Annotated in this window: 12 protein-coding genes; 5 read left to right on the top strand and 7 right to left on the bottom strand. The window is 69.6% G+C overall.

The window, feature by feature from the left end:
* The first annotated feature begins 14 nt into the window (after positions 1-14).
* Complete coding sequence (locus ACQG07_RS01080) at positions 15-488, top strand: acyl-CoA thioesterase (protein WP_192018105.1); 474 nt, start codon at positions 15-17, stop codon at positions 486-488.
* Between the two features lie 10 nt (positions 489-498).
* On the opposite strand, the gene ACQG07_RS01075 is transcribed toward ACQG07_RS01080, so the two are convergent.
* On the bottom strand, positions 499-1,371 hold the full coding sequence (locus ACQG07_RS01075; protein WP_426736924.1) for an acyl-CoA thioesterase: 873 nt from the start codon (positions 1,369-1,371) through the stop codon (positions 499-501).
* A gap of 126 nt (positions 1,372-1,497) precedes the next feature.
* Between ACQG07_RS01075 and ACQG07_RS01070 the strand changes: the two genes are divergently transcribed.
* Positions 1,498-2,178 (top strand): hypothetical protein, encoded by a 681-nt coding sequence (locus ACQG07_RS01070; RefSeq protein WP_274499783.1) that lies wholly within the window; start codon positions 1,498-1,500, stop codon positions 2,176-2,178.
* Between the two features lie 3 nt (positions 2,179-2,181).
* On the opposite strand, the gene ACQG07_RS01065 is transcribed toward ACQG07_RS01070, so the two are convergent.
* The 6 genes from ACQG07_RS01065 to pepN form a co-directional block, all read right to left on the bottom strand.
* Positions 2,182-3,864, bottom strand: a complete 1,683-nt coding sequence (locus tag ACQG07_RS01065) for an FAD-binding dehydrogenase (RefSeq protein ID WP_426736923.1) — start codon at positions 3,862-3,864, stop codon at positions 2,182-2,184.
* 55 nt (positions 3,865-3,919) lie between these two features.
* Positions 3,920-4,324 carry a globin gene (locus ACQG07_RS01060; protein ID WP_079705698.1) on the bottom strand — a complete coding sequence of 135 codons (405 nt, stop codon included), beginning with the start codon at positions 4,322-4,324 and terminating at the stop codon, positions 3,920-3,922.
* A 20-nt stretch (positions 4,325-4,344) separates the two neighbouring features.
* Complete coding sequence (locus tag ACQG07_RS01055) at positions 4,345-5,352, bottom strand: mechanosensitive ion channel family protein (protein WP_079705699.1); 1,008 nt, start codon at positions 5,350-5,352, stop codon at positions 4,345-4,347.
* Between the two features lie 81 nt (positions 5,353-5,433).
* Entirely contained in the window at positions 5,434-6,108 is a 675-nt protein-coding gene (locus ACQG07_RS01050) for a response regulator (protein ID WP_426736922.1), read from the bottom strand.
* The gene (locus ACQG07_RS01045; RefSeq protein ID WP_274499786.1) at positions 6,105-7,394 is read right to left on the bottom strand and encodes a sensor histidine kinase; all 1,290 of its coding nucleotides are present in this window, start codon (positions 7,392-7,394) and stop codon (positions 6,105-6,107) included. Before ACQG07_RS01045 ends, ACQG07_RS01050 begins: the two co-directional genes overlap by 4 nt.
* A gap of 144 nt (positions 7,395-7,538) precedes the next feature.
* Complete coding sequence (pepN, locus tag ACQG07_RS01040; RefSeq protein ID WP_426736921.1) at positions 7,539-10,082, bottom strand: aminopeptidase N; 2,544 nt, start codon at positions 10,080-10,082, stop codon at positions 7,539-7,541.
* A 142-nt stretch (positions 10,083-10,224) separates the two neighbouring features.
* Between pepN and ACQG07_RS01035 the strand changes: the two genes are divergently transcribed.
* From ACQG07_RS01035 to ACQG07_RS01025, 3 genes are all read left to right on the top strand, one after another.
* A complete protein-coding gene (locus ACQG07_RS01035; protein ID WP_064295146.1) occupies positions 10,225-10,848 on the top strand; it encodes a DsbA family protein in 624 nt (207 codons plus the stop codon).
* A gap of 35 nt (positions 10,849-10,883) precedes the next feature.
* Positions 10,884-11,372 (top strand): ribose-5-phosphate isomerase, encoded by a 489-nt coding sequence (locus ACQG07_RS01030; RefSeq protein ID WP_079705703.1) that lies wholly within the window; start codon positions 10,884-10,886, stop codon positions 11,370-11,372.
* Positions 11,373-11,434: 62 nt separating this feature from the next.
* Positions 11,435-12,436, top strand: coding sequence for an Fpg/Nei family DNA glycosylase (locus ACQG07_RS01025; protein ID WP_411558232.1), 1,002 nt, complete (start codon positions 11,435-11,437; stop codon positions 12,434-12,436).
* Positions 12,437-12,459: the final 23 nt, after the last annotated feature.

Below are 12,459 nucleotides of genomic sequence, written 5' to 3'. Positions count from 1 at the left end.
CGGAGGGCCCAGCAATGACCAGACTCCACGTGCCGATCCCACTGCGGTGGGGCGACCTCGACGCCTTCAACCACGTCAACAACGCCTCGATGCTCAAGCTGCTGGAGGAGGCACGCGTCCGCGTCTTCTGGATCCCGACGCTGGCGTCGGAGGACGTCCCGCCGACCGCGGTCATCGACGCGAGCCTCGAGGCCGAGACGCTGACGCTCGTGGCGCACCAGGAGATCGAGTACCTGGCCCCGATCCCGTACCAGCGCGATCCGCTCGACGTCCAGCTCTGGATGGGCAAGATCGGCGGAGCCAGCCTGCAGGTCGCGTACGAGGTCTACTCGCCGCTGGGCGGGGCAGCGCAGACGCTGTACGCCCGAGCCTCCACGACGGTCGTCATGGTGGACGCCAAGACGCTCAAGCCGCGCCGGATCTCGGACGTCGAACGTGCCGCATGGGAGCCGTTCCTCGAGGATCCGATCGAGTTCTCGCGGCGCTGAGCGACGCCGGTCACCGAGGCGTCGGGAACCGCACCATGCCCTCCTGGGCGACGCTCGCGACGAGGCGACCCGCCCGATCGTAGATGCGCCCGAGGGACAGACCTCGTCCGCCGGTGGCGCTCGGGGAATCCTGCAGATAGAGCAGCCACTCGTCGACGCGGGCGGGTCGGTGCCACCACATGGCGTGGTCGAGACTGGCGATCTTGATGCCCGGGGTGGCCCACGGGACGCCGTGACGACGGAGCACCGGCTCCAGGATCGTGTAGTCACTCGCGTAGGCGAGCGCGGCACGGTGCAGCGCCGGGTCGTCGGGCAGGTCCTCGATCGTCTTGAACCACACCGCTTGCCGGGTGGTCCGCTCGCCCTCCACCCGGAGGTAGACGGGGGAGCCGACGTGTCGGAGGTCGAAGGGGCGTCCCGTCGCCCACGCCTCGGCCGCCGGGTGTTCGATCCCGCTGAGGAGCTCGGCGGCCGACGGGAGCGTCTCCGGGTCCGGGATCCCGTCGGGCAGCTCGATCTGATGCTCCGGGCCCTCGTCCTGGGTCTGGAAGGACGCGATCATCGAGAGGATCGGCACTCCGTTCTGGTACGCCTGGGTGCGCCGGGTGGCGAACGAGCGTCCGTCGTGGATGCGGTCGACCGCGAAGGTGATCGGCAGGTCGACGTCGCCCGGTCGGAGGAAGTACCCGTGCATCGAGTGGATGACGCGCTCGGCGTCGACGGTCCGGGTCGCGGCGACGACGGACTGGGCGAGCACCTGACCACCGAAGACCCGCCCCTGTGGCATCCATTGGGACGGACCGGTGAAGATGTCCTCGTCGGTCCGGACACCGGGAGCACTGAGGTCGAGTGCGGTGAGCAGGGAGTGGATCGGTTCCTTCACGCGAACACGCCTTTCATCCGGGGGTCGAGGCTCGGTCGTCGATGCCCGACCCGACCCGCCGAGTCTATCCAGGCCCTGGCGACGCGGTGCCGGAGCGCACGCGGCGGTGGCGTAGATTGAGAGAAGATGTCCACCACCTTGCAGCTCCTCGACGCCACCTCGCTCGCCGACCTCCGCACCTTCCTCGCACGCGCCGCCCGGATCGACGACTCCGGCGTGCGACTCCTGGCTGCCGGGGACGTCCTGGCGGTCTCCGCCCCGGTGCTGCACCCGCAGGGCCTGCTCGACCGGAGTCCGACGATCATCGGGATGCGCACCTTCGCCCTCGCCGAATCCGCCACGGCAGACGTCCTCGCGACCCCGCGTGAACTCATCGACCGCATCGTCCGAACGCTCGGCGGCGTCGCTGCCGAGGACCTGGTCGCGAATGCCCGCGAGACCGTGCCGCTCGAGCTGCCGCCGTCCACCAGGACGGCCCCGTGGGTCGGGCAGGCACCGCCCCGTGGCGGCTGGGAACGTGCGGGCGACGTGGACACCATCGAGCTGGAACTCGTCGCCAGGACGGGGGCCTCGGAGATCGCCGAGACGCTCCCCACCGCGGTGGGCGATCAGATCGTCCAGAAGGTGCGGTCGCAGGTGTGGTCACGGCCCCTCGGCGACGGCCACGGACTGCCGACCGGCGCCGCGTTCGCCGCGGTGGGCCTCGGCTTCATCGCCGAACCGGAGCGCGCGGCCGTCTTCCGCTCAGGCGGATGGGTCCGCTTGAGCACCCGACGCGGGCATGTGCTCGCGGGCGCCGTGTCCTGATACTCAGGCGCCTGCCATCGCGCGACCGGCGGTCCGACCGCTGAACAGACACCCGCCGAGGAAGGTCCCCTCGAGCGCGCGGTAGCCGTGGATCCCTCCACCGCCGAAGCCAGCCGCCTCACCGGCGGCGTAGAGGCCGGGCACTGGGTTCCCGTCCGGGCCGAGGACCCGACTCGCGAGGTCGGTCTCGAGTCCACCGAGGCTCTTGCGGGTCAGCACATGCAGCTTCACCGCGATGAGCGGTCCGGCCTTCGGATCGAGGAGCCGGTGCGGCGCGGCGACGCGGATGAGTTTGTCGCCCCGGTAGGAGCGGGCACCGCGGAGCGCGGTGATCTGCAGATCCTTCGTGAACGGGTTGTCGATCTCGCGATCGCGAGCCTCCACCTCGGCGATGACGTTCCCCGCGTCGATGGGCGTCTCCGGGCTCAGCTCCTGCATGCCGGCGATCAGTTCGGTGAGCGTGTCGGCGACGACGAAGTCCGCGCCGTGCTCCTTGAACGCCTCGACCGGCCCGGGCGCTCCCGGGCCGATGCGCTTCGCGAGCAGCCCGAGGTCCTTCCCGGTGAGGTCGGGGTTCTGCTCGCTCCCCGACAGCGCGAACTCCTTCTCGATAATCCGCTGGGTCAGCACGAACCAGCTGTGGTCGTGGCCGGTGGCGCGCAGGTGCGCGAGGGTACCGAGCGTGTCGAAGCCCGGGAAGAGCGGCACCGGGAGCCGCTTCCCGGTCGCGTCGAACCAGAGCGAGGACGGCCCCGGCAGGATCCTGATGCCGTGTTGCGGCCAGATCGGATCCCAGTTGGTGGTGCCTTCGACGTAGTGCCACATCCGGTCGCCGTTGATGAGATGCCCGCCCGCACGCTCACTGATCGCCAGCATGCGTCCGTCGACGTGCGCGGGGACACCGGAGAGCATGGTCGTCGGCGGCGTCCCGAGCCGGGCCGGCCACTGTTCGCGGACGAGATCGTGGTTCCCCCCGATGCCACCGCTCGCGACGAGCACCGCGGGCGCCTTGCACGAGAACTCGCCGACGACCTCGCGCGAGCTCGGAGCCCCGCGCTCGGCATGCGACGGGGCCAGCACGGAGCCGCGTACGCCGACGACCGCGCCGTCCTCGGTGAGCAGCTCGTCCACACGGTGCCGGAAGTGAGCCGACACCGTGCCGTCCTCGACGCCGGCGTTCACCCGTCGGACGAAGGGCGCGACGACACCGGGTCCGGTGCCCCAGGTGATGTGGAAGCGGGGAACGGAGTTGCCGTGGCCGATGGCGCCGTAACCGCCCCGTTCCGCCCAGCCGACGACCGGGAAGAACCGCACGCCCTGGTCGTGGAGCCAAGCGCGCTTCTCTCCCGCGGCGAAATCGAGGTACGCCTCTGCCCAGCGCTTGGGCCAGTGGTCCTCGGGACGGTCGAACGCTGCTGCGCCGAACCAGTCCTGGGTCGCGAGCTCGAGCGAATCACGGACGCCGAGGTGGCGCTGCTCGGGGGAGTCGACCAGGAACAGGCCGCCGAACGACCAGTGCGCCTGGCCACCGAGGTTCGACTCCGGCTCCTGTTCGAGCAGGATGACCCGCTTGCCGGCGTCGATGAGCTCTGCGGCGGCGACGAGCCCGGCCAGCCCGCTGCCGATCACGATCGCGTCGGCCTCGGTTCGATCGGCGGACGGGTTGGGCGGGACGGCTGCTGGCATCTGCTGACTCCTTCGGCACGGACGTGCGTCCGATCCTACGACCGTGCGGCCGGAATCAGAGAAGACTGCGGCGCGGTGCCCCTGGGTCCTCGTCGAAGGTGTTGACCATGGCGTGGGCTGCCCGCTCGAGGTAGTCCCAGAGCGTCGCCTCGTGCACCGGAGCGAGGTCGAGGCTGTCGACGGCGGCGCGCATGTGCAGCAGCCAGCGGTCGCGAGCGTCGGGGTTCACGTGGAAGGGCTGGTGTCGGAGCCGGAGACGCGGGTGGCCGCGTTCGGCGCTGTAGGTGCCCGGCCCACCCCAGTACTGCTCGAGGAAGAGCATCAGCCGGTCGGCCGCCGGACCGAGGTCCTCCTCGGGGTACATCGGTTTCAGGACGGGGTCGCCGGCCACGCCGCGGTAGAACTCGTCCACGAGGGCCTTGAAGGTGGCGTGTCCGCCGACCTGCTCGTAGAAGGACATGCCTGGTGCCTGAGAGTCGGTCACTGCTGCCCTCTCGGGGGTCGCTTGGTCTTCGGCGCCCGTGGAGGGACCACCGTGGTCGGGTGGGTGCGCGGGGGACGCGAACCGGTCACGCTTGCGGCACCCTCGAAGCCCGAGAGGACGATGCTGTTGAGCGACGGCAGTTTGACGTCCATCTCGTCGACGGCCCGTTTCAACCGCATCCGCAGTTCGCGAGCCACGTCGTCCTTGGCACTCGTGCGCGTCTTGATGACGAGGCGTATGACCAGTGCGTCGCCCGAGATCGACTCGAGACCCCAGAGTTCGGGCTTCTCGAGGATGCGGGAGCGCCACTTGGGGTCGTGGGCGAGTTCGTTCGCCGTGTCGAGCATGCGCTCCTGGACGGCCTCGACGTCGGTGTCGTACGGGATCGCCAGGTCGATGATGACCCGCGACCACCCCTGTGACATGTTGCCGACCCGCAGGATCTCGCCGTTGCGGACGAACCAGAGCGTGCCGTTGACGTCGCGTACCTGGGTGATCCGGATGCCGACGGTCTCGACCACACCGGTGGCGGGTCCGAGGTCGACCACGTCGCCCACGCCCAGTTGGTCCTCGACCACCATGAACAGGCCGTTGAGGATGTCCTTGACGATGTTCTGCGCGCCGAAACCGAGGCCGGCACCGACCGCGGCCGTCAGCAGGGCGAACGAGCCGATGATGCTCGAGTCGATGACGTTGACGACGAGGATGGCCGCGACGATGACGATGGTGACGTTGACGATGTTGCTGAGCACGGTGCCGAGGGTCCGCGTGCGTTGGACGAGTCGGACGGCGGCGAGCGGCGAGGCGAGCAGCGATTGCGTGTCGGTGACGTCGGCGCTCTTCTTGACGCCACTCACGATGCGGCCGACGACGCGTCGGATGACGAATCGGAGCACCCATGCGGCGGCGAACGCCAGGCCGATCACGACCACCACGCCGATGATCTTCCACCCCGCCGTCCAGAGGAAGGCGGTCACGTCAGGCCAGATCTCATCCCAGTTCATATGGGCCTCAGTGTATCGAGCGACCCGGAGTCAACCGTGTGAGCCGCCCGAGTGCGAGCCGGACGGTGCCTGCGTGAACGGTCATGGACGCACGAGTCCGTGCTTGTAGGCGAAGATGACCGCCTGCACGCGGTCGCGCAGCTGCAGCTTCATGAGTACGCGACCGACGTGCGTCTTCACCGTCGACTCGGAGAGGACGAAGTGGGCGGCGATCTCCGCGTTGCTCAGCCCCTCCGCCATGGCGACGAGGATGTCGTGCTCCCGCGGTGTCAGCTCGGCGAGTTCTGCTGCCGAGCCGTCTTCGGCGGCCGTGGGGGTGCCGGGGAGGGCCGTCGCGAAGAGTTCGAGCATCCGCTTCGTGATGCGGGTCGAGACGGCGGCGTCGCCGGCGTGGACCGCGCGGATCGCGGACGTCAGCTCGTTCGGCAGGGCGTCCTTCAGGAGGAAGCCGCTCGCGCCGGCCCGCAGCGCTCCGAAGGCGTACTCGTCGAGGTCGAAGGTCGTCAGGATGATGATGCGGCTGTCGGGGTTCGCGGCGACGATCCTCCTGGTCGCCTCGATCCCGTCGAGTCCGGGCATCCGGACGTCCATGAGGATCACGTCCGGCTGCAGCCTGGCGGCGAGGTCGATCGCCTCGGCGCCGTTCGAAGCCTCACCGACCACGTCCAGGTCGTCCTCCGCGCCGAGCACGAGACCGAAACCGAGCCGGATGAGCTGTTGGTCGTCGACGAGCAGGATGCGGACGGGATCGGTCATGGTGTGGTTCCTCGTGGTTCGGTGGTCGGCGGGGACGTTCTCGTCGGGCGTGGCTCCAGCGGCAGGACGGCATGGACGCGCCACAGCCGATCGCCGACGGCTCCGGCGGTGACCCGACCTCCTTGGAACGCGACGCGTTCGCGGAGGCCCAGCAACCCCTGGCCGGCGCCGAGCGACGGCGCGTCCGGAATGGACCCGTCGTTCTCGACGATGAGCTCGAGGTGCTCGTCGTCGGTGGTGATGACGACGTCGACGCGCTTCGGCCGCTCCGAGTACCGCAGCGCGTTCGTGAGCGCTTCCTGCGTGATGCGGTGCACGGCGAGCAGGATCGACGGGTCGTCCGTCGACGGCCCCGAGACGGTGAGTGCGACCGGCAGGCCGAGCCCGCGGAAGGTCTCGACGAGCGCGGGGATCGACGCGGCGTCGGGTTGCGGAGCGAGGGGTGCGCTGCCGGTCTCGCGGAGGACGCCCAGCATGCGTCGCATGTCGACGAGGGAGCCGCGGGCGGCGTCGGTGACGGCGGTCATGGCGGACCGGGACGCCGCCGGGTCCTTCGTCGCCAGGGCCCCCTCGCTGAGCGCGACGATGACGGTGAGACTGTGGGAGACGATGTCGTGCATCTCGCGGGCGATGCGTGTCCGCTCGGCGACGGCGGCGAGCTGGGCCTGCTGGTCGCGCTCGCGGGCCAGCTGCGCCGCCCGATCGACGAGTGCTTCGACGTACCGCTTGCGATTGCCGACGTTGATCCCGATCAGCAGCCCGAAGAGCGCGAAGAGGACGACCGAGATGATGGTCTGCTGTGGCTCTCCCGGCTCATGTGGTGCGGCCCAGGGCAGGAACGGGGCGAGGACGGCGACGACCGCGGCGGCGGCGAAGGCCTGCCAGCCGAGTGCGACGGTCCGGTACACGGCCACCGAGTAGAGCAGGATCGGCACCGCGAACGCGTCGACGCCCACCGTCTGTGCGACCGAGACGAGCCCGACCGCGATGACGAGCACGGTCATCGCGAGCGGGCGCCGTCGCCTGAGCAGGACGGCGAGTGTCGTGATGCCCACGATCGCGACGGCGAGCGCGATGCGGCCGGGCTGGGCCGCCAGGTCGACGTCGAACCACTCGACGGTGCTGACCGAGAGCGCGACGAGGAGGTACCCGGCGGCGATGAGCGAGTCGGCGGTCCACGGATGTCTCGACCACCAGCGTCGGACGACCCCGGGCGGGCGCGGGAGCATCAGTGCGGCCTCCGTCGCGGCCCGGTCCCGGTCGGAGGAGGGCTTCCGAGCGGTCACGACGAGGACGACCTTGAGGGTCGGTCGTCGTTCACTGGGCCGCGCATCCCTCCAGGATACGGAGAACCCCTCCACAGCGGGTCGTGCCGTGGAGGGGTTCTCGCCAGAGGATCCTGGTACCGGAGTGCTATCCGGCCGAGTGGATCACGCGGCGTCCCGTGCCTGTGCCGCGAGCGCCCGCTCGACCCCGGCGAGGGCTTCGACGAGCATGCGTCGGAGTGCCGGGACGTCGGGGCCCGCGTCCAACCATGCGCGGGTGCGGTCGCGAAGCTCGGTGGAGGCGAGCGCCGCCGGGTAGAGCCCCTCGACGATGTACTCGGCGATCTTGTAACTGCGCGAATCCCAGACCGACGTGAGCGCGGCGAAGTACGGCTCGACGAGCGGCTGCAGGACGGCCGGGTCGATGACGTGCCCGAACCCGAGACCGACGTTCCGGACGATCGCGTTCGGCTGGTCGTCGTGCTCGACGACCGAGTCGAACGCTGCGCGCTTGCCCTCGACGGTAGGGATCGTCGCCCGTGCACGAGCGGCCGCCTGCGCACCGTTCGCCGTGTTGTCCTCGGCGAGCGCCGCATCGATGTCCGAACCGTCCGCGAGACCGAGGAGGACCAGGCCCTCGAGGAGCTCCCAGCGGAGGTCGGTGTCGATCTCGAGGCCCAGGAGTGCCGCGGAGCCGTCGCGCAGTGCACGCAGGTGCTCGCCGTGCTCGGGGGTCGAGGCGAGGGCGGCGAAGAACTTCACGAACTGGAACTGCGCATCGGAGCCGGCCTCCGCCTCCTGGGCGAGCGTCCAGAGCGCGTCGCCGACCCGGGAGATGGTCGCCAGGCGGCGTTCCGGAGCGACGTAGTTGCGCGCGGCCAGACTGAGCTGGCCGAGCGTGGTGCGCAGGGTCGTCGACTCGGTCTCCGTGGCGATGTTCCCGAGGACGAGCTCCACGTAGTCGGAGGCGCTCGACTCGGCGTCGCGGGTCGCGTCCCAGGCAGCGCCCCAGACCAGCGAGCGTGCGAGCGGGTCCTCGATCGAGGCGAGGTGGCCGATCGCCGTCGCGAGCGACCGCTCGTCGAGGCGGATCTTCGCGTAGGCGAGGTCGTCGTCGTTCAGCAGCACCAGGTCGGGCTGCGTCTCACCGACGAGCTCCGGCACCTCGGTGAGGGCCCCGTCGACGTCGAGTTCGACCCGTTGGGTGCGGACGAGCTTGCCGTCCTGCAGTCGGTACAGGCCGATGGCGAGGCGGTGAGGACGCAGCGTGTCGTAGTCCGCGGGGACCGTCTGACGGACGGCGAACGCGGTGAACGCGCCGTCGGCGTCGACCGTGAACTCCGGGCTCAACGTCCCGACCCCGGCGGTCTCGAGCCACAGCTTGGACCACTCGCGGAGGTCGCGTCCGCTCGTCGCCTCGAGCTCGACGAGCAGGTCGTCGAGCACGGTGTTGCCGAACTCGTGCTTGCGGAAGTAGTTGCCGACGCCGGCGAAGAACGCCTCGATCCCCACCCAGGCGGCGAGCTGCTTCAGGACGGAGCCGCCCTTGGCGTAGGTGATGCCGTCGAAGTTGACCTGGACGTCCTCGAGGTCGTTGATGGTCGCGACGATGGGGTGCGTCGACGGCAGCTGGTCCTGGCGGTAGGCCCAGGTCTTCTCCATCGCGTTGAACGTCGTCCACGCCTCGGTCCACTCGGTGGCCTCAGCGGTGGCGATCGTCGAAGCCCATTCGGCGAACGACTCGTTCAACCACAGGTCGTTCCACCACTTCATGGTGACGAGGTCGCCGAACCACATGTGGGCGAGCTCGTGCAGGATCGTGACGACCCGGCGCTCCTTGATCGCGTCGGTCACCTTCGAGCGGAACACGTAGGTCTCGGTGAAGGTCACCGCGCCGGCGTTCTCCATCGCGCCCGCGTTGAACTCGGGGACGAAGAGCTGGTCGTACTTCTCGAACGGGTACGGGTACGCGAACTTCTCCTCGTAGTACGCGAAGCCCTGACGCGTCTTCTCGAAGATGTAGTCGGCGTCGAGGTACTCCGCCAGGCTCTTGCGAGCGAAGACGCCCAGCGGGATGGTCCGGCCGTCGCTCGAGGTGAGCTCGCTGCGCACCACGTCGTACGGGCCGGCCACGATCGCGGTGATGTAGGAGGAGATGCGCTGCGTGGGTGCGAAGCTCCAGGTCGCCGCGCCGTCGTGAGCCGGCACCGGCTCAGGCGTCGGGGAGTTGCTGACGACCTGCCAGGCCGCGGGCGCCGTGATCGTGAAGGTGAACGTCGCCTTCAGATCGGGCTGCTCGAAGACCGCGAACACCCGACGGGAATCCGGCACCTCGAACTGGCTGTACAGGTACACCTCGCCGTCGACGGGGTCGACGAAGCGGTGGAGGCCCTCACCGGTGTTCGTGTACTCGGCGTCCGCATCGACGACGAGCACGTTCTCCGCAGCGAGGCCGTCGAGCTGGATGCGCACGCCGTCGGAGACGGTCGACGGGTCGAGCTCGACGCCGTTCAGCGTGACGGAGTGGACGGTGCGCGTCATGGCGTCGATGAAGGTCGAGGCACCCGGTTCACCGGTGAAGCGCACCGTCGTGGTGCTGCGGAACACCTCGGGACCGGTCGTGAGGTCGAGCACGACCTCGTAGCTCGACGTGTCGACGAGCGCCCTGCGCTCCTGGGCTTCGACTCGGGTGAGGTTCTCTCCTGGCACAACTGCTCCCTGGTGTTGATGGACACGTGACGTGTGAACTGCACGTGGTCGCTCGTGACGACCGCGGCACGATCAACCAGCCTAGACCCGCCGTCCATCGGTTTCGGAGGAGTCGACGGGGATCGGCGCGTAGGGTGACGGCATGACGACTTCCGCTGCAGACAACACCCGCGTCGACTTCTGGTTCGACCCCTCCTGCCCGTGGGCCTGGATGACCTCACGTTGGGTCGACGAGGTCACCGAAGCCCGGAACCTCGACGTCCACTGGCACATCATGAGCCTCGCCGTCCTCAACGAGGACCAGGACGTCAGCGACGACTACCGGGCCTTCTTCCCCCGGGCGCTCCGATACACGCGGCTCGTCGCCGCTGCGGCAGCCGAACACGGACACGCGGTCGTCAAGCCGCTCTACGACGCGCTCGGGACGCGGATCCACCCCGGCGGACGCGCGGAGGACGTCGACGCCGTGATCGCCGAAGCCCTCGCCGAGACCGGACTCCCCGCGGCGCTCGCCGAAGCGTCGACGACGGACGCCTACGACGGGCCCATGCGCGAGAGCCACTTCGACGGCATCGGACGGGTCGGTCAGGACGTCGGCACCCCCGTCATCGCGATCGACGACGTCGCGTTCTTCGGACCCGTCATCTCGCCGGCGCCGAAGGGCGAGCAGGCGCTCGCACTGTGGGACGGTGTCGTCGCCGCTGCCGCCTACCCGGGCTTCTTCGAGCTGAAGCGCAGCCGTACGGCGGACCCGATCTTCGACTGACGCGACGCCGGCGCCCGGAACCCTAGACTTTCCACATGCGCATCCACATCGCCACCGATCACGCCGGTCTCGAGCTCAGTCAGTTCCTGCAGGACCACCTGCGCGCAGCCGGTCACGACGTCGTCGACCACGGCCCGGCCGAGTACGACGCGTTGGACGACTACCCGGCGTTCTGCATCAACGCGGCGAAGGCCGTCGTGCGCGACCAGCAGGCCGGTGTGGACGCCCTCGGCGTGGTGTTCGGCGGCTCGGGTAACGGCGAGCAGATCGCCGCGAACAAGGTCGTCGGTGTCCGCGCGGCGCTCGTCTGGAACCTCAGCACGGCGCAGCTGGCTCGGCAGCACAACGACGCCAACGTCATCTCGATCGGTGCGCGTCAGCACAGCATCGACGAGGCGGTGTCCTTCATCGACGCGTTCATCGCCGAGCCGTTCAGCCTCGAGGAACGTCACGCCCGTCGGATCGCCCAGCTCGCCGAATTCGAGGCGACCGGCACCATCGCCGGCAAGCACGTCGACGCCTGACGCGTCCTCCACCGCCACCGCGCGGCGCGCCGGATCGCGCCACCACCGAGTGAGGAGTCACCATGCCCGAGGGGCACTCCGTCCATCGCATCGCCCGACAGTTCGCTCAGAACTTCGTCGGACACCGGGTCGCCGTGTCGTCTCCCCAGGGGCGCTTCGCCGAGGGCGCCGCCGTGCTGGACGGCCGGACGGTCACCGACGCCAAGGCCGTGGGCAAGCAGATGTTCCTCGAGTTCGACGACGGACTGTGGTTGCGGGTGCACCTCGGTCTGTACGGCGCGTGGGACTTCGCCGGTGAGATCCGGTCGGACCCGACCATCGCCGCCTCGAACGGCCGCATGGGGCAGACGAACCAGCGCGGCACGGTGCTCGACGACGACGATGCGCCGATCCACGATGCGGACGGGGAGAACTCCCTGCACAGCATCGGTGCACCGCGCCGGGCCAGGGTCCGGATGTCCGAGCAGTCGAGTCCGCTCGCCGAGATCGACGAGCGGTTCCCACCCGAACCGGTGGGTCAGGTGCGCGTGCGGCTGTTGACCGAGACGACCGTGGCGGACCTCCGCGGGCCGACCGCCTGCGAGGTGATCGATGCCGCCGGGGTGCAGGCCGTCATCGATCGGCTCGGACCGGATCCGCTGCTCGACCCGAGTGCGGAGGCGGGGGAGCGGTTCGTGTCGCGTGCGCACCGGAAGGGTTCCCCGATCGGTCTGCTCCTCATGGATCAGCAGATCGTCAGCGGGATCGGCAACGTCTACCGCGCCGAACTGCTGTTCCGCGCCCGTCTCGATCCGCACCGCACCGGGAAGACGGTCCCCGTCGAGACGCTTCGCGAGATCTGGCTCGACTGGACGCGGTTGCTCGCGATCGGGGTCGAGACCGGACAGATGATGACGATGGACGACCTGTCGGCGGCCGACTACCGCCTCGCGATGGCCAACCGCGCCGATCGCCACTGGGTCTACAAGCGGGAGGGACTGCCGTGCCGGGTCTGCGGGACGAACATCCTCCTCGAGGAGATGGGCGCCCGCAAACTGTACTGGTGCCCGAACTGTCAGCGCTGAACCGAACCCGCCTGCCCAACCGA

Origin of the sequence: Plantibacter sp. 2H11-2 (genome assembly GCF_050031945.1) — a bacterium.
In the GTDB taxonomy this organism is placed as follows: Bacteria; Actinomycetota; Actinomycetes; order Actinomycetales; family Microbacteriaceae; genus Plantibacter; species Plantibacter auratus.
The sequence above is the reverse complement of the archived record's forward strand: the minus strand, read 5'-3'. Positions and strand labels throughout refer to the sequence as shown.